This is a genomic window from Chromobacterium sp. W521 (assembly GCF_052805975.1).
In genome coordinates this window covers 168,819-188,167 of sequence record NZ_JBRBAF010000010.1, presented here as the reverse complement: position 1 = coordinate 188,167, position 19,349 = coordinate 168,819, and the positions used below count along the sequence as shown (strand labels likewise).

The following is a 19,349-nucleotide window of genomic DNA, read 5'->3' as shown; positions in this document are numbered from 1 at the left end:
TAAGCCTCAACGCCTTGGCTCGCCTTAGCTCGCGAGATCGTAAACACGTTCTTATGCGTCAAACAGCAAAGCGGGCTTATTCTTCCACCGTCTTGCGGGCGAACTTGATGCCCAACTGCTTGAGCTTGCGATACAGATGGGTGCGTTCCAGGCCGACCTTCTGCGCCACCCGGCTCATATTGCCGTTCTCCAGCGAGATATGGTATTCGAAGTAACGGCGCTCCAACTGTTCGCGCAACTCGCGCAGCGGCATGTTGAAATCGAAACCAGACTCCTCCACCGGCTTCTCGTGACGGAACTGAGCCAGCACCTTGTTGACTTCGCCCGCGTCCACTTCATCCGACTCGGAAGTCAGCGCCAGGCTCTTGATGATGCTGCGCAACTGCTCAAGGTTGCCCGGCCAGTCGTACTGGCGCAGCGCGTTGAGCGCGGCCGTGGTCAGCTTGCGCGCCGGCACCTGCTTGGACTCCACCAACTCGGTCAGAATCTGCTCGGCGATGAAGATGATGTCTTCGGAGTGCTCGCGCAGCGGCGGAATCGGCACGATCACGCTGGACAAGGCCGTCAGCAACCGGTTGTCGCACTCGGGATCCACCAGCAATTCCTGCAGCGGACGGCTGCAAGAGCACAGCAGCCTCACATTGAAGCGGTCCAGCTTGGACAGCAGGAACAGCAGGCCTTGCTGCACGCGACGGCCGTACTGGCCAATCTCCGGCAGGAACAGCACGCCGTTATTGGCCTTTTGCAGCAGCTCCAGCGGGGCGTCCGCCAATTGCTCCTGCTTGGCCGGCGTCACCCACGGGGTATTGCCCTGATGGAAGAAGCGCGCCACCAGTTCGAAGCCGGAACCGGGCTCGCCGGTCAGCAACACCGGCGACTTGACCTTGGCCACGCGCTCCAATTGCCGCTTCAGTTCCTGGATCGGCTCGCTGCGGCCCAGCTTGTCCAGGTTCAACGAGGTGTTGGCCTGCATGTCGCCGTACTTCAGCGCTCGCTGTACGGTGGTCAGCAGCTTTTGCAGCGCAATCGGCTTCTCGAGGAAGTCGAAAGCGCCGATGCGAGTCGCCTCCACCGCGGTGTCTATGCTGGCGTGACCGGACATCATCACCACCGGCATGTTCAGCTGACCGGACTTGGCCCATTCCTTGAGCAAAGTCACGCCGTCGCAATCCGGCATCCAAATGTCCAGCAACACCAACGCTGGACGCGTCTGGTTGCGCAACTGTCTGGCTACCTCGGCGTTTTCCGCCAGCGCGACGGTGTACCCCTCATCCTGCAGTATCTCGGAGAGCAATTCACGGATACCGATCTCGTCGTCAACAATCAAAATATCGCTGCTACGCATTAGGCCTCCAGCAATGGCAGGGAGAGAAGGATGCGCGCGCCGTTTGGTTCGAGGTTACCCACTTTGATCTGCCCGTGATGGTCTTCAAGAATCTTTTTGACCACCGCCAGGCCAAGACCGGTACCTTTGGTCTTGCTGGTCACATAGGGTTCGAACACGCGTTGCAGGATCTCCGGAGCAAAGCCCGGACCATTATCCTCCACGCAAACGAGCGCATTGCCTTCTTCTTTTCGGCTGCTAATTTGAATCATCGGGATGTCAACGTCAAGGACCGCATCTTGCGCGTTCTGAATCAGGTTATGTAAAACCTGCCGCAACAATGCCGCATCCGCCATGATCATCAACGGCCTTTCATCAAGCGCCATCTTAACAGCAGAGTTGGATTCGTAAAGAGCCATCACCTCCCGCACCACTTGATTCAGGTCCAATTCGGTCAACTTGGTGCGCGGCGCGCGCGCGTAATCGCGAAACGCGTCCACCATGGCCTTGAGCGCGCCCACCTGTTTGATGATGGTGTCCGTGGAGCGGCGCAGCATGTCGGCGTCGCCTCCCGCCAGCTTGTCCTGCAGCTTCATCGCCAGGCGTTCGGCCGACAGTTGGATCGGCGTCAGCGGGTTGCGGATCTCGTGCGCCAGCCGCTTGGCCACCTCGCCCCAAGCCGCGTCGCGCTGGGCGCGCGCCAGTTCCGTGATGTCGTCGAACACCACCACGTAACCCACCGCGGACGCTTCCGGCAGATGGGCGCCCCGCACCAGCAAGGTGCGCTCGCCCTGGACCGTCAAATAATTGAGCTGAGTTTTCCAGTCGCTGTCGCTGTTCTTGGACGCGTACTCCAGCACACACTCCACCAACGGCGCCACCGCCGGAATCGACGTGGCCCAGTGCGGGAAGTCCTGATCGGATACTTCGGCGAAATCCACGCCCAGAATGCGAGAAGCGCTGGTATTGGCGGCGCGCAGCTGCCAATCGGCGCCGAAGGCGATCACCCCGGCGCTCAGGTTGGCCAGAATGCTTTCCAGATAAAGTTTGCTGCTTTCCAGTTCGCTGCGGCTGAGGTCCGCGGCGAGACGCGCGTCCTCCAGCTGCTGAGTCATCCGGTTGAACAAGGTGGTCAGCATGCCCAGTTCGTCGCGCCGATACACTGGGTGACGTTTGGAAAAGTCGCCCTGCGCCACTGCCCGGGTGCCGGCGGCCAACTCGGACAAGGGAGCGGAAAGTCGCTCGGACAGGAATAGGGCGAAGGCCAGCGCCGCGGTCAGCGCCAACAGCGCGGACAAGGCCAGGGTCAGCATGTAGAAGGTGGTCAGCCCTTCCCGGCCCAACAATAGCTGGCGATATTCCGCCCGCGCGGTCTCGATCTGCTCCGCGTCCTGGGCAATGCGTCCGGGCGCGGATTGCAGGGCTTGCAACACACGCTGCTGGCTGTCCAGATTGCGGTAAATCAGCAGCGACTTCAGCACCAGGCCGCTGCCGCCGTCGTTCTCGAAACTGTCCAGCGTCTGGCGCGGTTTGAGCTTGCCTATGCTCTCGCGCGACAACGAAGGAGGCGCTCGCTCGCTGAGCCCGCCGGCGAAGGCCAGCAACTGACCGCTGCGGGTATAGACAGCAAGTTCGCGCAATCCCAATTGCTCGCGCAAGCGCTCCAACCGCGCCGGCAATAGGCTTTCAGGCAAGGATTCGATATCGTCCTGAACCGAACGCGCGCGGCGGCCTAGATCCTCCTGCACATACTGCAGCGAATTGCGCGCCAGGCCCAGGCTGCGCTCCAGCGCCGACTCGACTCGGACGTCGAACCAGCTTTCGATGCTGCGGGTCAGGAACTGGGCGGAAACGGTGAACACCAGAATGCCCGGCACCAAGGCCACCACCGCGAACATCATCACCAGCTTTTGGGTCAGCTTGGCGCCGAACACCCGTTGCCGCACCCGCTGGCGCAACCGCAGCAACTGGCGGGCCACCACGCCCAGCAGCGTGGCGAGCAAGAGGCCGTTCAGGCCGAACACCCACCAGTAGTATTCGTTGAGTTTGGATGCGTTACCGGTGGCCAAGGCCAGCAGATAAAGCAGGATGGCGCCCAGCGTCGCCAGCGCGACCCCAGCGTAGCGCATCAGCCACCATCCTTTACGTCCAGCTTGATCCAGTCGGACGACAGGGACCAATCCGCCGAGCCCAGCGCGTTCAGTTGGAATGGTTTGGGAAGCTCGCCGATGTCCAGCAATAGCCGCACCTGGCCGGCAACGCGCCCCGGGGCCCGCGGGTCCAAGGTGCCAGAGTTGAGAACTCGCCACCCCTGGATCGCGCCCACCGCGCCCAGCGCCTCGCGCAGGGTGGGATAATAATTGGAGAGGCCGCCGATGGTGACGCGATAGCGATTGGTCAGCGACTGATAGGACAGCTTGAAGCCGAGTTGGGCGTGCGGATCGAACCACTCGCTGAAGTTCAGATAGTAAGCGGTCAGCCGCGGCTTGGTCAGTTGGAACTCCAGCCGAAACGGCAACACCACGCCCTGCTCCAGCGCATCGCTGAGGCTGGGCGTCAGCCGCGTTTGAAAACGGGTGCTGACGGACAGCTGGCCGTCCGTCGTCACCTCTGCTTCAGCGCGACGCGAGCCTATGGTCTCCGCCTGCGCCGCCATGGCGAGGCCGGCCAGCAAGCACAGCAGCAGGCTAACGTTTTTCAAGCAACGCGTAATAAAAGCCGTCATGACGCTCACAAGGAAGCAACTGCTCCTGTCTCAGGCACGCGGCATCCGCATGGCGTTTCAGAAAGGAGTCTAGCTGTTGCTGATTCTCTTCAGGGAAAATGGAGCACGTAGCGTAAAGCATTTTGCCGCCGGAGGCGAGCAAAGGCCACAGCGCATCGGCCATCGCAGCTTGCTGCACGCCCAGCGCGGCGAAATCGCCCGGGCGGCGCAGCCATTTGATGTCCGGATGACGGCGCACCACGCCGCTGGCGGAGCAAGGCACGTCGGCGAGGATGCGGTCGAAGGGCTGGCCGTCCCACCAGCTCGCCGGCTGGCCGGCGTCGGCCACATGCAGCCGCGCGGTGGCGCCAATGCGCTCCAGATTGTCCGCCACGCGCTGCAAGCGCTGCTCGTCGATGTCCAGCGCGGTGACTTCGACATTGGCGCTCTCCAGGATATGGCCAGTCTTGCCGCCGGGCGCCGCGCAGGCGTCCAGCACCCGCTGGCCGGCGTGCAGATCCAGCCAATGCGCCGCCTGCTGCGCGCCCCAGTCCTGCACCGACACCTCGCCGTCGGCGAAGCCGGGCAGCTCGCGTACATTCACCGGCCGCGCCAGCTTGATTGAACCGCCGTCCAGCGCCTCGCCGTCCAGCCCGGCGGCTCGCAGCCGCTCCAGATAGGCCGCGGCGTCGCCATGGCGGCGATTGACGCGCAAAGTCATCGGCGGATGGCCGTTGTCGGCGTCCAGAATGGCTTGCCAGGCATCGGGATAAGCGCGCTGCAAACCCTTGATCCACCACAACGGGTGGTTGAAGCTGGCTTCGATGTCTCTTTCCGCAGCGCGCTCCAAGGCCGCGCGCTGCCGCAGGAAGTTGCGCAGCACGCCGTTGACCAGCCCCTTGAAATTGCCCTTGGCCAGCCGGCTGGCCAGGGTCACCGCCTCGTTCACCACGGCGTACTCAGCGGCGCGGGTGTGCAGCAATTGATAGAAAGCCACGATCAACACCCGCTCCAACACCGGCTCAGGCAAGGGCTTGGCCACCAACTGGCGCAGATAAAAACGCAGTCGCGCCAAATGACGCAGGCTGCCATAGGTCAAATCCTGCAAAGCGCCGCGCTCGGACGGCGTCAACTCCGGCGCCTTGCGTTGAGCTTCGGCCAGCGCCTCGGTCAGGTTGGTTCCGGATTCGACGCGCAACAGAATATTGGCGGCCAACTGCTGAATATGATGCATGGGTGCTTTCTATCAAACCATAACAAACAGGCCAATGCCGGACGGCATTGGCCTTGGGCGATCCAGACGGCGCGGCGGCCGCCCGACGCTCTTCAATTAATATACGCCGCGCGCCATCGCTTGCAGCCGTTCTATGCGGTCCGCGGTTTGCGGATGGGTGCGGAACAGATCCCCCATTCCGCCGCCGCCGGACAGCGGGTTGATGATCATCATCTGCGCCGTTTCCGGATGCGCCTCGGCGGTGGGCATCACGATGCCCTGGGCGTAGTATTCGATCTTCTGCAAGGCGGAAGCCAAAGCCAGCGGATCGCCGGAAATCTCGGCGCCGCCGCGGTCGGCTTCAAATTCGCGCGCGCGGGAAATCGCCATCTGGATCAGGCTGGCGGCCAACGGCGCCAACAGGGCGATGGCCAAACGCGGCAACAAACCCACTGGCTGACCGTTCTCATCGCGGCCGCCAAAGAACATGGCGAAGTTGGCCAGCGCGGAAATCGCGCCGGCCATGGTGGCGGAAATGGTGGAGATCAAGGTGTCGCGGTGCTGGACGTGGGCCAGCTCGTGCGCCATCACCCCGCGCAGCTCGCGATAGTCCAGCATGCGCATGATGCCGCTGGTGGCGGCCACCGCCGCGTGCTCCGGACTGCGGCCGGTGGCGAAGGCGTTGGGCTGCTCTTCATGGATCACATAGACGCGCGGCATAGGCAGGCCGGCGCGCTGCGCCAGTTCCGCCACCATGCCGTAGAATTCCGGCGCGCTCTGGGCGTCCACCTCCTGCGCGTTGTACATGCGCAGCACCATCTGGTCGGAATTCCACCAGGCGAACACATTCATAGCCCCGCCAAACAACAGCGCCAGAATCATGCCGCTCTTGCCGCCTATCATGCCGCCGATCACGGCGAACAAGGCCAGAATCGCCGCCATCAGCAAGGTGGTCTTGAACCAGTTGTCCGTCATCCCCTACCCTTTCATCTCGCTTCAGTCGAACCGATCACACACCCAAACGCGTGCCCGTCAGTTGGCTTCTGCCCGCAACGAAGTCACGCGCGGCCAAGCGCTTGCCGCCAGCCGCCTGCAACACCGTCAGCCGCACCAGGCCGGAACCGCAGCCCACCAACACGCCGTCCGCATCCGCGGCGATGACCAGGCCGGGCTCGGCTTGGCCGGCTTCCGCGACGGCCATCCACAGTTTCAGCGCCTCGCCGGCCAGCAGCGTATGCGCGCCGGGGGCAGGATTGTAGGCGCGGATGGCCCGAGCGACATCTTCCGCCGGCAGGTTCCAGTCCACCAGAGCCTCTGCTTTGCTCAGCTTCTGCGCGTAAGTGACCCCCGCCTCCGGCTGCTTGACCGGCCGAATCGTCTCCAACCCGGCCAGCGTGGACACGATGGCGCGCGCGCCCTCCGCGGCCAGCTTATCGTGCAACGTGGCGGCGGTCTCGTCGGCGGCAATGGCCACCGGATGGATGGACAGCATGTCGCCGGTGTCCAGGCCCACATCCATCTGCATGATGGTAATGCCGGTTTCGGCGTCGCCCGCCAAGATGGCGCGCTGGATGGGCGCCGCGCCGCGCCAGCGCGGCAGCAAGGAGGCGTGGATGTTCAAACAGCCGCGCTCGGGAATGTCCAACACCGCCTGCGGCAGGATCAGCCCGTAAGCGGCCACCACCATCAGGTCGGCGCCGATGCCGCGCAGCATCTGCTGCGCTTCGTCATTGCGCAGGGAAGCCGGCTGCTCCACGCGCAGACCGTGCTCCAGCGCGACTTCCTTGACCGGGCTGGGCTTCAATTTCATGCCGCGGCCCGCCGGACGGTCCGGCTGGGTCAGCACCAGGGCGATTTCATGGCCGGCGGCGATCAACTCGCGCAGCGCGGCGGCGGCAAACTCCGGCGTACCGGCAAAAATCAATTTCATTCAAACCATTCCGGACAGGGCGCCCACGGCGCCGCCGTCACATATTCTGTTTTTCACGCTTTTTCAGCTTGGTCTTGATGCGGGTCTGCTTCATCTGCGACAGGTATTCGACAAACACCTTGCCGTCCAGATGGTCGATCTCGTGCTGGATGCAGATCGCCAGCAGGCCGTCGGCTTCCAGTTCGAACGGTTTGCCGTCGCGGCCCAGCGCGCGCACCTTGACGTGCTCGGCGCGGGTCACTTTGTCGTAAATGCCAGGCACGGACAAGCAGCCCTCTTCATACACCGTCTCGCCGTCCTTGCTCAGGATTTCCGGGTTGATGAACACGCGGCGTTCGTTTCTTTCCTCGGAAATATCCATCACCACCAGACGGTGGTGGAAATCGACCTGAGTCGCGGCCAAGCCGATGCCTTTGGCTTCGTACATGGTCTCGAACATATTGTCGATCTGCGTCTGCAAGGCCTCGTCGAAGACCTCCACCGGCTTGGCCACGGTGTGCAGCCGTTCATCCGGGTAATGCAAAATATTCAACAATGCCATCGGATTTAATGACTCCCCATCGTTTCAATCACTCATCAAGTTGTCGTATCGCAATCGGCACGCCGATAATAGACATGTTCGAAACGCGATTCGTTGCATGCGGGCCACCCCCCGCAGGTGTCCGTCCACCTTCATATTGGGGCATTTCCCATGCGTAAAAGCATTATATCCTTCGCCTTGGCCCTCGGGCTCGCCGTGCCCGGTTTCGCTGCAGACCTGCAACTGAAAGCGGATGCGCCCAGCCGCTACACCGTGAAGCGCGGCGACACGCTGTGGAGCATTTCCGGGCGCTACCTGAACAGCCCCTGGAAATGGCCCCGCCTGTGGCGGATGAACCAAGGCGAAATCAAGAACCCGCACTGGATCTACCCGGGCGACGTATTGGCGCTGGACTATGTGGACGGCCAGCCACGGCTGTCGCTGGCGCGCGGCGCTCAGCGCGAAGTCAAACTGTCGCCGCAGGCCCGTGTCGAGATGCTGGACCAGGCGGTGGCCAGCATTCCCGCCTCGGCCATCGAGCCCTTCCTCAAACGGCCGCTAGTGGTGGACATGGCGCAGTTCCTGCAATCGCCCAAGCTGATTGCCGGACCGGAAGACCATCTCACCCTCGCCACCGGAGACCGGGTTTACGCCACCGGAGTCAACGAGGCCGGCACCTGGCAAGCTTACCGGCTGGGCAAACCCCTGCTGGATCCGGACACCAAGAAAGTGCTGGGCGTAGAGGCGACTTACAGCGGCGACCTGACCGCCGACAAGCCCCAAGGCGAAGTTCAGACTCTGAAAGTCAGAAGCGTCAGCGAAGAAATCCTGGTGGGCGACCACCTGATGCGGGCTCCGCTGCAAAGCTTCAACAACTACGCTCCGCACCCCGCTGACTCTCATCTGAGCGGCAAGGTGGTCTCGGTCTACAACGGTGTGGACGGCGCGGCGCAATACTCCACTATTGTACTCAATCTGGGCCAGTCGCAGGGCGTCGAAAACGGCCACGTGTTCGGTCTGTTCAAAAAAGGACGCCCGCTGGAAATCAAGGACGAGCAGGGCAAGCGCACCGTGACGTTGCCCGCGGAACGATCCGGCAACGCCTTTGTTTACCGCGTATTCGATAAAGTCTCCTACGCGCTGGTGCTGGACAGCCGCGGTCCGATCTACGTGGGCGACGGCGTGGCCAGCCCCGAGCAAGAATGAAAACTCCGCCGCACGACTGGCTGTTGCTGGCGCTGACCCCCGGCATCGGCCCGGCCGGCTTTCTCCGGCTGATCGACGCCTTCGGCGGCGCGGACGCCGCCCTGAATGCGAATAGCCGCCAAACGGAGCCCTTGATCGGCAAAGAAGCGGCCGACGCCCTGCAGCGCCGCGAGGCCGCCGCCTCCGCCGAAGCGGCGCTGGAGTGGGCGCAGACGCCGGGCTGCCAGTTGGTGTCGCTGCTGGACGACGACTACCCGCCGCAACTGGCCGAATCCAACGCGCCGCCGCCGCTGCTGTTTGCCCGCGGGAGGCGCGAACTACTGGCCGAACCCATGCTCGCCATCGTGGGCAGCCGCGCCGCTACCCCGCAGGGCAAGCAGAACGCGGAGAGCTTCTCCCGCGACTTGGCGGAACACGGCTATTGCATCGTCAGCGGCCTGGCCAGCGGCATCGACGCCGCGGCTCATCACGGCGCGCTCGGGCAGCCGTCCGCCACGGTCGCCGTGGTCGGCACCGGCATAGACCGCGTCTATCCAGCCAGCAACCGCCAGTTGGCGCACCGCATCGCCGAAGAAGGATTGATCCTGTCCGAGTTCGCGCTGGGCATGGGGCCGCTGGCCGCTCATTTTCCGCGCCGCAACCGCATCATCGCCGGCCTCAGCCGCGGCTGCCTGGTGGCGGAGGCAAATACCGGATCCGGCTCGCTGATCACCGCGCGGCTGGCGATGGAGAACAATCGAGAGGTGATGGCCATCCCCGGCTCCATCCACAACCCCCAGTCTCGCGGCTGTCACCGGCTGATCAAGGACGGCGCCAAGCTGGTGGAAACCGTGGACGACGTGCTGGACGAAGTCGGCAGGCTGCAACGCAAACACCCCCGCGCCAAACCGGCGGCCCCCGTCGCGGAATCGCCGCTGCTTGAAGCCATGGGATTTGACCCCATCAGTATGGATGCGCTTTCGACCACGCTCGGGTTGACTGTGGGGGAGCTTTACGCGATGCTGCTCGAACTTGAGCTGGCCGGCCTGGTGGCCAGCCATCCCGGCGGGCTTTTTCAGCGCCTGACCCTGGGCTGAACCGCGCTAACCCGCACTTTAAGAAGATAGATTGATGTTTGACGTACTCGCCTTCCTGTTTGAACAATTCCGCGATCCGGACGCTTTTGGCGACCGCGGCGCGCTGATGCGCCAATTGGAGGCCGCCGGTTTCGAGGACGAGGAGATCAACGACGCGCTGGATTGGCTGGATGGCATCAGCGGCTTGGACGACAGCGTTTACGTCGGCGCCAACGAAGCCAGCGGCATGCGCGTTTACGCCGAAGACGAACTGGAACATCTGCCCGCCGACGTGCGCGGCCTGCTTCAGTTTCTTGAGGACCACGGCGCCTTGACTCCCGCACAGCGCGAAATGGTCATCGACCGCCTGATGGAACTGCACGGCGACGACATCAACGTCGGCAGCGCCAAGCTGGTGGCCTTGATGGTGTTGTGGGCGCAACAGGCGGAACTGCCCATTTTGCTGGGCGAGGCGCTGTTGGATGCCGTGCATGGCGAACCCACCATGCAATGACTTGTCAGCCTCATGGAGCGGGCTTAACATGCCGCCCTTGGACGCCGATGCCGGCGTCCAATCCAAGAGCGCTCTTGCGCTCTTGTTTTATTTGACGAATATATTTTCTGTCGGCGCGAAACTTTAGGATGAAGCCTTCATCCCCTTGTCGACGGGAACGCAGCAGCCCACGCACGGGCCAGGCGCCCTTCTGCCGCTCCGCAGAAGCGCCCGGTCCGGACGGACCGGCCGGCACGCCGGCGATTGCACATACGAAAAGATAATATGCCCACCAGTCTCTTGATCGTCGAATCGCCCTCCAAGGCGAAAACGCTAAAGAAATATCTAGGCTCGGACTTTGAAGTCCTGGCCTCCTACGGCCATGTGCGCGACCTGGTGCCCAAGAACGGCGCAGTGGACCCTGAAAAAGGGTTCGCGATGAAATACCAGTTGATCGCGCGCAACAGCAAGCATGTCGACGCCATCGTCAAAGCCGTGGGCGACGCCGAGCACATCTACCTGGCAACTGACCCGGACCGCGAAGGCGAGGCCATTTCCTGGCATCTGGTGCAGATCCTCAACAGCAAGAAGCTGCTGAAAAACAAGACCGCTCAGCGCGTGGTGTTCCACGAAATCACCAAGAACGCGGTACTGGAAGCAATCCAGAATCCGCGCGAGATCGCGCAAAACCTGGTGGACGCGCAGCAAACCCGCCGCGCGCTGGACTACCTGGTGGGCTTCAACCTGTCGCCGCTGCTGTGGAAGAAAATCCGCCGCGGCCTGTCCGCCGGCCGAGTGCAGAGCCCCGCTTTGCGGCTGATCTGCGAGCGCGAGAACGAAATCCGCGCCTTCGTCGAGCAGGAATACTGGTCGGTGCATCTGGACAGCCACAAGGGCCGCACCAAGTTCGGCGCCAAGCTGACCACGATGGCCGGCAAGAAGCTGGAACAGTTCGACATCCCCAACGAAGCCGAACAGGCCAGCATCCTGACGAGGCTGGAGGGCCACCCGGCGGTGGTCAGCAGCATCGAGAAGAAAAAGAAATCGCGCAGCCCGGCCGCGCCGTTCACCACCTCCACGCTGCAACAGGAAGCCGTGCGCAAGCTGGGGATGACCACCGACCGCACCATGCGCACCGCCCAACAGCTGTACGAGGGCATTGATATCGGCCAGGGCACCGTCGGCCTGATCACCTATATGCGTACCGACTCGGTGGCGCTGGCGAACGAGGCGGTGGAGGAAATCCGCGGCTATATCGGCCTTAAATTCGACGGAGATTATCTGCCGAAGAACCCGGTGGCCTATAAGAACAAGTCCAAGAACGCCCAGGAAGCGCACGAGGCAATCCGCCCCACGTCCATACTGCGCACCCCGGACATGGTCAAGCCCTTCCTGACCTCGGATCAGTTCAAGCTGTACGACATGGTATGGAAACGGACGCTGGCCTGCCAGATGGCCCCGGCCAAGTTCGACACCACCAGCATCGACATCGCCGTCGGCGAAGGCGTCTTCCGCGCCACCGGCCAGGTTCAGACCTTCGCCGGCTTCCTCGCCGTGTATGAAGAAGACGTCGACGACGCCGAGGACGAGGACAACGCCAAGCTGCCGCTGCTGGAAGAGGGAGAGACCCTGCCGGTGGACAAGCTGTACGGCACCCAGCACTTCACCCAGCCGCCGCCTCGCTACTCCGAAGCCTCGCTGGTGAAGGCCCTGGAAGAATTCGGCATCGGCCGTCCGTCCACCTACGCCAGCATTATCTCGACGCTGAAGGACCGCGAATACGTGGTGCTGGACAAGAAGCGCTTCCTGCCCACCGATACCGGCGACATCGTCAACAAATTCCTGACCGAGCACTTCGCGCAATACGTGGACTACAACTTCACCGCCAAGCTGGAAAACCAGCTGGATGAAGTGGCCAACGGCCAGCGCGAGTGGGTGCCGGTGATGGACAGCTTCTGGAAAAACTTCTCCAAGCAGATCGCCGAGAAGGAAAGCATTTCCCGCGCCGAAGTCACCACCGAGAGTCTGGACGAAGCCTGTCCAAAATGCAGCAAGCCGCTGTCCATCAAATTCGGCAAACGCGGCCGCTTCATCGCCTGCACCGGCTACCCGGACTGCGATTACACCCGCAATATGGGTGAAACCGCCGAGCAGGCTGCGGAGGAAGCGGAAGCGCCGACGGTGATCGAGGGCCGCAGCTGCCCGGAATGCGGCGGCGAACTGCACATCAAGAAGGGCCGCTACGGCAAGTTCATCGGATGCGCCAACTATCCGAAGTGCAAGCACATCGAACCGCTGGAAAAGCCTCGCGAAACCGGCGTGGAGTGCCCGGAATGCAAGGCTGGCCAGCTGATCGAACGCAAGAGCCGCTACGGCAAGCTCTTCTACAGCTGCAATACCTATCCCAAGTGCAAATACGCCACCTGGAACCCACCGGTGGCCGAGCCCTGCCCGAAATGCAATTGGCCCATCCTGACCATCAAGACCACCAAGCGCCGCGGCACTGAAAAAGTCTGCCCGCAGAAGGAGTGTGGTTACAGCGAGGTGATCGCACCGCCGGAGGGCAAGGAAGCCGAGCCGGCTTAAGGCCTCCACGTACGAAAACAGCCCTGCGCGATACCCCGCGCAGGGCTGTTTTCATTCCGGCTCAAACTGAATATGCGGCGAGATTCCTCTCCTCCCGCAAACGCCGGGTCACACGGCAGGCGGCTCATTCGATCGACGCGCCGCCTCGGTCTCGCGAATCTCCTTGCCCAGGAAATAATTGAGCGCGGTGCGCAGCACAGCGATGGCCCCAAGCTTGCCGATTTGGTCCCAACTGGGCGCCACTGCGGTGGAGAGGATATCGGCCGCCAGTTGCAACTCCAATGCCAACGCCAGGAAACGGGCAAAGCTGAGCCGCACTTGGTTGTAATCATTATGGCTGGAGCTGAAACAGCGGCGGAGGTAACGCAGGCCCAAGGTCAAGATGCCCACGCCTATCACCAAAGCGCCCAGCGCTTCCACACCCAGCTTGAGCCAGAGCACAATGTTCAACACCCATTCCTCGACTCCGGACTCTACAGGCGACATCATCATGACGGCTTCCTCTTGTTTCAGGCTGCCGTCACCTTACCCGCTTCAGGCAAACAACACCAGGCACCACACCGCGGTCAGATTGATCAGGCCCAGCAACTGGGCGGCGCTGCCCATATCCTTGGCGCGCTTGGCTAAGGGATGCCGCTCCAGAGAGGTGTGGTCCACCGCCGCCTCGATCGCGGAGTTCAGCAACTCGATGATCAGGGTCGCCAGCGAACTGGCCACGAGCAAGGCTCGCTCCAGCGGCTGAGCGTGGATGACGAAGGCCAGCGGGATCAGCACTGCCGCCAGCAACACCAGTTGGCGGAAGGCGTCCTCGTGCCGGAACGCCGCTTTGAGGCCGTCCAGCGAATAGCCGAAGGCATTGATCAGGCGGGTAATCCCGGTTTTGCCTTTGAATGGACTTTCTTTCATGGGGGGTCCGTAAGATTGGCGCGGCGGCCGGCGCCTCAGCATGCCAGCTCAAGATGACGCCCATAAAAACAAAACAGCCGGCAAGGCGGCCGGCCGTGACGAAATGTAGAAACCGCGGCGTCAGCGCGGCTGGCAGCGCCGCTCCAGCGCGTCGATGTACAGGCCGGCGACCTTGATCTCGGTCTGGTCCATGATTTCGCGGAAGCAGGTCGGACTGGTGACGTTAACCTCGGTCAGATAATTGCCGATCACGTCCAGGCCCGCCAGCAGGATGCCGCGCTTCTTCAACTCCGGCCCCACCGTCTCGGCAATTTCGCGATCGCGCTCGGTCAGCGGCCGCGCCTCGCCGCGACCGCCCGCGGCCAGATTGCCGCGCGTCTCGCCAGCCGCCGGAATGCGCGCCAGGCACCAGTCCACCGGCACCCCGTCTATCACCAGAATGCGTTTGTCGCCGTCGCGGATTTCCGGAATGTAGCGCTGCGCCATCACCGTGCGCTTGCCACGCAAAGTGATGGTTTCGATAATCACCGACAGGTTGGCGTCGTCCGGACGCACTCGGAAGATGCTGTCCCCGCCCATGCTGTCCAGCGGCTTCAGGATCACATCCTGATGCTGATTGACGAAGGCGCGCAAGCGATGCGATTCCCCGGTGATCAGCGTGGGCGCGGTCAACTCCGGAAACTGCAAGATAGCCAGCTTCTCGTTGAAATCGCGCAGGGCCTGACCGCTGGTGAACACCTTGGCCCCCTGCGCCTCCGCCAGCGTGAACAGCTGCGAGGCGTACAGGTATTCCATGTCGAACGGCGGATCCTTGCGCATCACGGTTGCGCTGAAGGACTGCAAAGGCTGGCGATGCACCTCGCCCAGCTTGAACCAGGCCGGGTGCTCGCCCTCGTACTGGCCAGTCAGGCTCAGATCGCGCGCGTCCACCAACACGCGCCCGCCCTCCACCGACAGTTGATGAGCCTGAGCGAAGCTCAAGGCGTGGCCGCGCGCGGCGGCCTCCTGCATCATCGCAAAGGTGGTGTCCTTGTAAAGCTTGAAGTGATCCAGGGGATCGGCAATGAACAGGATGCGCATGTTTATTGGTCCTCGCTAGGCTTGGCGACGTCGCGCAACATGCGCTCCATGTCGCCGCGCGCTTTTTGCATCATCTCGTCGGCCTGGGCGGCGACGGAAAGAAAGGTTTCTTCGCTGGCCCCATTATAGGAACAGCCCAGGTAGCGCAGCGGCTCTCCCTGCGGCGCGCCCAGCAGCGCCGCCATCGGGTTGGACGGCATCTCATAGGCCGACAGCATCGGGCCATCGCCGCCAACGAAGCGGTAATGCTGCTCCGCCGCTTTCACCGGGGCCCGCTTCAGCTGCAGTTTGGCCGCGGCATCCGCCAGCTTCCAGCCCGCCGGCAAGGGCACCGACACAAACTCCTGATGCAGCGCCAGCTGTTTCGCCTCGACGCCGAACACTCGGATCGGCTGTTGCAGATCGTACACATAAACGCCCAGGCTGCTGGCCTTCTCGTTCTTGCGAATCCAGGCAGGCCCCTTGTCGAACACCACGTCCAGCAAGGCAGGCTGCAAGGCCTGGTAACGCTCGAACGACGCGCACTGCACCAGCTCCGCCAGCGCTTTCGGCGTCAAGGGCTTGTCGGCGACAGCCGGCGCCGCGGCAGCCAACAAGACCAGGCTCAGCCAGGCTTTCATTCGTCGGCGTCCGGATCCGTGGCTTCCAGCTCCAGCGAAGCGGCCAGCAGCGCCAGCCTCGAAATCACGCCGTAGGCGTAGAAGCGGTTGGGCGCGCAGTCCGGCGAGCCCTGTTTGTCCGGCAGGCAGGCGGTTTCGAATGACAGCGGCACGAAGTGCATGCCGGGCGCGTTCAGATTTTCATCGATGCCGCGGCCGGTGTGCACGCGGTAGAAACCGCCGGTCACGTAGCGGTCCATCATGTAGACCACCGGCTCGGCCACCGCGTCCTCCACCGTTTCAAAGGTGTACACCCCCTCTTGCACGATGACCTCGGACACCTCCAAGCCTTCCTTGACGACCGACATCTTGTTGCGCGCCTTGCGGTTCAGGCCCAACACCTCATCCGGGCTCTTCACGCTCATCACGCCCATGCCGTAAGTGCCGGCGTCGGCCTTGACGATGACGAAGGGGTCGTTGTCGATGCCGTATTCGCGGTATTTGACGCGAATCTTGTCGAGCATTCGCGACACCTCGTCCGCCAATTGCTCCTCGCCGGTACGGGCGTGGAAATCCAGGCCGCTGCAACTGGCGAAATAGGGATTGATGGTCCAGGGATCAATGGAAATCAAGCGGGCGAAGTCTTCGCACACCTTGTCGTAGGCGGCGAAGTGGTTGCTCTTGCGGCGCACCGCCCAGCCGGCGTGCAGCGGCGGCAGCAGATTCTGCTCCAGACCCTTGAGCAGGTCCGGAATGCCGCCGGACAAATCGTTGTTGAGCAAAACCACGCAGGGGTTGAAACCATCCGCCAGCACCAGGCGGTTGCCGCGGCGTTCGATGGGCTCCAGCCGCACGGTATCCCCGTTGGCTGACTGCAGCTCGGTCGGTTCGGTGATTTCCGGGTTCAGCGATCCCAGCCGCACCTTGAGGCCGGCCTGTTCGAAAATATGCACCAGCGCGGCGATGTTCTGCAGGTAGAAGGTGTTGCGGGTGTGGTTTTCCGGGATCAGCAGCACGCTGCGCGCTTCCGGACACACTTTTTCCACCGCGCTTTGCGCGGCGTGCACCGCCAGCGGCAGAAAATCGCGGTTCAAGTTATTGTGGCCGCCGGGAAACAGGTTCATGTCCACCGGCGCCAGCTTGAAACCGCTGTTGCGCAGGTCCACCGAACCGTAGAACGGCGCCGCGTGGTTATGCCATTGACTGCGGAACCAGTGTTCGATCTGAGGCTGGGCAGTCAGGATGCGGCTTTCCAGTTCGTAAAGCGGGCCGGTCAGTGCGGTTGCCAGATGCGGAACGGGCGGCATGGAATCCCCTTGGGTTTTCGAATTGAATTCGCTAATGGTGGGGGTGGCGCGGGATGAATTCAAGACTTGTTGTGTTGGGACCGTCAAAAAGCAAAGGACGCTTGCGCGTCCTTGTCGGTTTGGCCCACCGGCCGCCTCGTCACAATGGCCAGGGTTCGCCGTAAGCCTGCTGATACAAGTCCTTCAGCGACTCCCAGTCGAAGAAGTGATTCTGACAACCCGGAGTGGTGACCTTGATTGCGCCGATCACATTGGCCAGCCGGCCGGTAATCTTCCAGTCCAGGCCTCGACTGATGCCGTAGAGCAGGCCGGCGCGGAAGGCGTCGCCGCAGCCCATCGGATCCACCGGCTTGATCGGCATCTGCACGCGCGGGATCAGGTGCACAGTGTCGCCGACGTAGATTTCAGCGCCCTTGGAGCCGCGGGTGACAATCAACGCGTCCACCTTCTTGCGCAGATCCTCCACCGACAAACCGGCGCGTTCGCGCATCAGTTCGCTCTCGTAATCGTTGATGGCCACATAGCTGGCCAGCTCTACAATCTCGTGGATCTCGTCGCGCGACAGCAGCGGCAGTTCCTGACCCGGATCGAAGATGAAGGGAATGCCGGCCGCGGCCAGTTCCTTGGAATGCTGCAGGAAGGCGCGATAGCCTCCGGGCGACAGAATCGCCAGCTCGATCGGGTCCGGGATATCCGATACGTGGTTTTCGATGGCAAAATCCATGGCGCCGGGATGGAAGGCCATCAATTGATTGCCATCCTTGTCGGCGATGCCGAAGCACTGCGAGGTATACTGCTTGCGGATCAAGCGAATGAAGCGGTCGTCCACGCCAGCGCGTTTCAGATGTTGGCGATACGGCTCGAAATCCTCACCCACCACGCCCATGACGATGGGGGTTTCGCCCAACAGACACAGGCTGTAAGCGATATTGCCGGCCATGCCGCCAAATTCGCGGCGCATGGTCGGGGCCAGGAAAGTCGTGGAAATTTTGTGCAGTTGATCCGGCAGGATCTGACTGTCAAAACGGCCATGAAACGAGAACAGGGTATCGTATGCGAGGGCCCCGCAGACGAGGATAGACATGCCCACTCCGCAAAAAGGTCAATCGACCATTTTAACATGAAACATTTGTTTGGTTCACATCGAGAACTTTGACCTTGTCGGATATCCAATACACTTCAAACACCTACCGGAAGCTCAACACAATGCTGAAACGACTGCTCGCCCCCGCGCTGATCGCGCTGCTGCCGCTATCCGCCATGGCCGCGCCCACGCTGGAACAAACCAACTTCACCAAGCTGCAAGGCGGCAACGCCACCATCGCCGCCTATAAGGGCAAGGTCACGGTGCTGAACTTCTGGGCCACTTGGTGCGGGCCTTGCCGCGAAGAAATGCCGATGCTGAACCGCCTGCACGCCAAACTGGCGCCCAAAGGCGTGGAAGTGGTGGGCGTGGCGCTGGACAACAAGGAAGAAGTCAGCGCCTTCGTCAACCAGTTGAAGATAGGCTACCCGATCCTGCTGGGCGACAGCGACACCCTGAACCTGATGCGCAGCCTGGGCAACGCCACCGGCGGCCTGCCCTACACCCTGATCCTGGACCGCAAGGGCAAGATCGCCGCCAAGCTCACCGGCTTGCTGGACGAGAAAAAGCTGGAAGCGGCGATCAAAACCCAGTTGTAAATCAGCCGGCGGCGGCCTCTGGCGTCAACCGCCGCCAATCACGCCTCAACGGCCGGCTCTACGCCGGCTCACTTCCGCAGCCAGCTCCCCCGCCTCCGCCGTCAATTGCCGCTCCACGCGCCAATAGCGCCGGCAATCCGGCGTGCGCCCCAGCAAGCCCTGCTCCACCAGTTCGCGCCGCAACAGCACATGATCGCCAAAGACTTCGCCCGCGCGGATCAAGGCGTTTACCTCCGGCTCGGACCATTGTCCGCCCTGCGGCAAAGCGGCCCACAACGCCCATAGGCAGAGACGCTGCTCGCTGAACTTCTTCGGCCAGCGCGTCAAGCGCCCCTCGGCGTCGTAATGACGCAACAGCCGCGTCGTCTCCGCGGACAAAGCTGCTGACGGAGCCGGACGTTCGCATTCCGCGCGCCAGTGTTGGAAATTCTGAAAACCAGCGGAACGCGCCAGCATATTGAGAATGTGCACATGGCTGGGCGGAGCGCTTTCCTGCGCCCATTGCTGCTTGAGCGAACGCGCCAGCGCGGAGATGTCGCTGCAATAAAAGGGATAAAGCGTACGAGACATGGTTCGAATCCTGTCGTCGTGCCAAGGTCGGAATGGACTGCCGCGGTCGCCTTTACGGCCTGGCACGGGTTCGAGCCAAGCGAGATGAATCTAGCCAAGACAGGTTTAGCGTGGTGAGGGCACCGGCGACGCCTGGGTGAACTGTTGACCCGCGACGATGCTAACACCGCGCC

Annotated in this window: 19 protein-coding genes; 5 read left to right on the top strand and 14 right to left on the bottom strand. The window is 62.5% G+C overall.

All coding sequences use genetic code 11. From position 1 onward, the window contains the following. Positions 1–76: 76 nt before the first annotated feature. From ACUXV1_RS17180 to def, 7 genes are all read right to left on the bottom strand, one after another. Positions 77–1,345, bottom strand: a complete 1,269-nt coding sequence (locus tag ACUXV1_RS17180; protein ID WP_019100015.1) for a sigma-54-dependent transcriptional regulator — start codon at positions 1,343–1,345, stop codon at positions 77–79. Continuing rightward, positions 1,345–3,453 (bottom strand): ATP-binding protein, encoded by a 2,109-nt coding sequence (locus ACUXV1_RS17175; protein ID WP_446016021.1) that lies wholly within the window; start codon positions 3,451–3,453, stop codon positions 1,345–1,347. The genes ACUXV1_RS17180 and ACUXV1_RS17175 overlap by 1 nt, the downstream gene beginning before the upstream one ends. After that, a complete protein-coding gene (locus tag ACUXV1_RS17170; RefSeq protein ID WP_043635627.1) occupies positions 3,453–4,049 on the bottom strand; it encodes a DUF4390 domain-containing protein in 597 nt (198 codons plus the stop codon). The genes ACUXV1_RS17175 and ACUXV1_RS17170 overlap by 1 nt, the downstream gene beginning before the upstream one ends. Next, positions 4,012–5,262: a 16S rRNA (cytosine(967)-C(5))-methyltransferase RsmB gene (gene rsmB / locus ACUXV1_RS17165; RefSeq protein ID WP_446016022.1), complete on the bottom strand. Its 1,251-nt coding sequence runs from the start codon at positions 5,260–5,262 to the stop codon at positions 4,012–4,014. The genes ACUXV1_RS17170 and rsmB overlap by 38 nt, the downstream gene beginning before the upstream one ends. A gap of 96 nt (positions 5,263–5,358) precedes the next feature. Continuing rightward, entirely contained in the window at positions 5,359–6,216 is an 858-nt protein-coding gene (gene htpX, locus ACUXV1_RS17160) for a zinc metalloprotease HtpX (protein ID WP_043635619.1), read from the bottom strand. Between the two features lie 34 nt (positions 6,217–6,250). Further along, positions 6,251–7,171: a methionyl-tRNA formyltransferase gene (gene fmt / locus ACUXV1_RS17155; protein WP_446016023.1), complete on the bottom strand. Its 921-nt coding sequence runs from the start codon at positions 7,169–7,171 to the stop codon at positions 6,251–6,253. A gap of 37 nt (positions 7,172–7,208) precedes the next feature. Then, entirely contained in the window at positions 7,209–7,712 is a 504-nt protein-coding gene (gene def, locus ACUXV1_RS17150) for a peptide deformylase (protein ID WP_203389513.1), read from the bottom strand. A gap of 150 nt (positions 7,713–7,862) precedes the next feature. Between def and ACUXV1_RS17145 the strand changes: the two genes are divergently transcribed. From ACUXV1_RS17145 to topA, 4 genes are all read left to right on the top strand, one after another. Beyond that, the gene (locus ACUXV1_RS17145) at positions 7,863–8,897 is read left to right on the top strand and encodes a LysM peptidoglycan-binding domain-containing protein (protein ID WP_081555031.1); all 1,035 of its coding nucleotides are present in this window, start codon (positions 7,863–7,865) and stop codon (positions 8,895–8,897) included. Continuing rightward, positions 8,894–9,973, top strand: a complete 1,080-nt coding sequence (dprA, locus tag ACUXV1_RS17140) for a DNA-processing protein DprA (RefSeq protein ID WP_446016024.1) — start codon at positions 8,894–8,896, stop codon at positions 9,971–9,973. Before ACUXV1_RS17145 ends, dprA begins: the two co-directional genes overlap by 4 nt. A 34-nt stretch (positions 9,974–10,007) precedes the next feature. Then, positions 10,008–10,466, top strand: coding sequence for a DUF494 family protein (locus tag ACUXV1_RS17135; protein WP_043635604.1), 459 nt, complete (start codon positions 10,008–10,010; stop codon positions 10,464–10,466). A 264-nt stretch (positions 10,467–10,730) separates the two neighbouring features. Next, positions 10,731–13,031, top strand: coding sequence for a type I DNA topoisomerase (gene topA, locus ACUXV1_RS17130; RefSeq protein ID WP_043635602.1), 2,301 nt, complete (start codon positions 10,731–10,733; stop codon positions 13,029–13,031). A 108-nt stretch (positions 13,032–13,139) separates the two neighbouring features. On the opposite strand, the gene ACUXV1_RS17125 is transcribed toward topA, so the two are convergent. The 6 genes from ACUXV1_RS17125 to ACUXV1_RS17100 form a co-directional block, all read right to left on the bottom strand. Continuing rightward, complete coding sequence (locus ACUXV1_RS17125) at positions 13,140–13,523, bottom strand: DUF1622 domain-containing protein (RefSeq protein ID WP_446016025.1); 384 nt, start codon at positions 13,521–13,523, stop codon at positions 13,140–13,142. A gap of 42 nt (positions 13,524–13,565) precedes the next feature. Further along, entirely contained in the window at positions 13,566–13,937 is a 372-nt protein-coding gene (locus ACUXV1_RS17120; RefSeq protein ID WP_043635597.1) for a diacylglycerol kinase, read from the bottom strand. 120 nt (positions 13,938–14,057) lie between these two features. Next, positions 14,058–15,017 carry a glutathione synthase gene (gene gshB, locus ACUXV1_RS17115; RefSeq protein WP_081555028.1) on the bottom strand — a complete coding sequence of 320 codons (960 nt, stop codon included), beginning with the start codon at positions 15,015–15,017 and terminating at the stop codon, positions 14,058–14,060. Positions 15,018–15,019: 2 nt separating this feature from the next. After that, positions 15,020–15,637: a hypothetical protein gene (locus ACUXV1_RS17110; RefSeq protein WP_043635592.1), complete on the bottom strand. Its 618-nt coding sequence runs from the start codon at positions 15,635–15,637 to the stop codon at positions 15,020–15,022. Beyond that, a complete protein-coding gene (gene gshA / locus ACUXV1_RS17105) occupies positions 15,634–16,923 on the bottom strand; it encodes a glutamate--cysteine ligase (RefSeq protein ID WP_043635590.1) in 1,290 nt (429 codons plus the stop codon). Before gshA ends, ACUXV1_RS17110 begins: the two co-directional genes overlap by 4 nt. Before the next feature lie 139 nt (positions 16,924–17,062). After that, positions 17,063–18,007 carry a carbohydrate kinase family protein gene (locus tag ACUXV1_RS17100; protein WP_019103990.1) on the bottom strand — a complete coding sequence of 315 codons (945 nt, stop codon included), beginning with the start codon at positions 18,005–18,007 and terminating at the stop codon, positions 17,063–17,065. Between the two features lie 122 nt (positions 18,008–18,129). Between ACUXV1_RS17100 and ACUXV1_RS17095 the strand changes: the two genes are divergently transcribed. Further along, on the top strand, positions 18,130–18,606 hold the full coding sequence (locus tag ACUXV1_RS17095) for a TlpA family protein disulfide reductase (protein ID WP_446016026.1): 477 nt from the start codon (positions 18,130–18,132) through the stop codon (positions 18,604–18,606). 45 nt (positions 18,607–18,651) lie between these two features. On the opposite strand, the gene ACUXV1_RS17090 is transcribed toward ACUXV1_RS17095, so the two are convergent. Next, the gene (locus ACUXV1_RS17090; protein WP_114153683.1) at positions 18,652–19,176 is read right to left on the bottom strand and encodes a DUF2087 domain-containing protein; all 525 of its coding nucleotides are present in this window, start codon (positions 19,174–19,176) and stop codon (positions 18,652–18,654) included. Positions 19,177–19,349 lie beyond the last annotated feature (173 nt).

Bases quoted from the DNA above. Each gene is read 5' to 3' on its own strand.
- rsmB (WP_446016022.1), bottom strand. From the start codon at position 5,262: ATGCATCATATTCAGCAGTTGGCCGCCAATATTCTGTTGCGCGTCGAA.
- ACUXV1_RS17170 (WP_043635627.1), bottom strand. From the start codon at position 4,049: ATGACGGCTTTTATTACGCGTTGCTTGAAAAACGTTAGCCTGCTGCTG.
- ACUXV1_RS17145 (WP_081555031.1), top strand. From the start codon at position 7,863: ATGCGTAAAAGCATTATATCCTTCGCCTTGGCCCTCGGGCTCGCCGTG.
- ACUXV1_RS17095 (WP_446016026.1), top strand. From the start codon at position 18,130: ATGCTGAAACGACTGCTCGCCCCCGCGCTGATCGCGCTGCTGCCGCTA.
- ACUXV1_RS17175 (WP_446016021.1), bottom strand. From the start codon at position 3,453: ATGCGCTACGCTGGGGTCGCGCTGGCGACGCTGGGCGCCATCCTGCTT.
- dprA (WP_446016024.1), top strand. From the start codon at position 8,894: ATGAAAACTCCGCCGCACGACTGGCTGTTGCTGGCGCTGACCCCCGGC.
- ACUXV1_RS17100 (WP_019103990.1), bottom strand. From the start codon at position 18,007: ATGTCTATCCTCGTCTGCGGGGCCCTCGCATACGATACCCTGTTCTCG.
- def (WP_203389513.1), bottom strand. From the start codon at position 7,712: ATGGCATTGTTGAATATTTTGCATTACCCGGATGAACGGCTGCACACC.
- ACUXV1_RS17110 (WP_043635592.1), bottom strand. From the start codon at position 15,637: ATGAAAGCCTGGCTGAGCCTGGTCTTGTTGGCTGCCGCGGCGCCGGCT.
- ACUXV1_RS17120 (WP_043635597.1), bottom strand. From the start codon at position 13,937: ATGAAAGAAAGTCCATTCAAAGGCAAAACCGGGATTACCCGCCTGATC.
- ACUXV1_RS17135 (WP_043635604.1), top strand. From the start codon at position 10,008: ATGTTTGACGTACTCGCCTTCCTGTTTGAACAATTCCGCGATCCGGAC.
- htpX (WP_043635619.1), bottom strand. From the start codon at position 6,216: ATGACGGACAACTGGTTCAAGACCACCTTGCTGATGGCGGCGATTCTG.
- ACUXV1_RS17090 (WP_114153683.1), bottom strand. From the start codon at position 19,176: ATGTCTCGTACGCTTTATCCCTTTTATTGCAGCGACATCTCCGCGCTG.
- gshB (WP_081555028.1), bottom strand. From the start codon at position 15,017: ATGCGCATCCTGTTCATTGCCGATCCCCTGGATCACTTCAAGCTTTAC.
- ACUXV1_RS17125 (WP_446016025.1), bottom strand. From the start codon at position 13,523: ATGATGATGTCGCCTGTAGAGTCCGGAGTCGAGGAATGGGTGTTGAAC.
- topA (WP_043635602.1), top strand. From the start codon at position 10,731: ATGCCCACCAGTCTCTTGATCGTCGAATCGCCCTCCAAGGCGAAAACG.
- ACUXV1_RS17180 (WP_019100015.1), bottom strand. From the start codon at position 1,345: ATGCGTAGCAGCGATATTTTGATTGTTGACGACGAGATCGGTATCCGT.
- gshA (WP_043635590.1), bottom strand. From the start codon at position 16,923: ATGCCGCCCGTTCCGCATCTGGCAACCGCACTGACCGGCCCGCTTTAC.
- fmt (WP_446016023.1), bottom strand. From the start codon at position 7,171: ATGAAATTGATTTTTGCCGGTACGCCGGAGTTTGCCGCCGCCGCGCTG.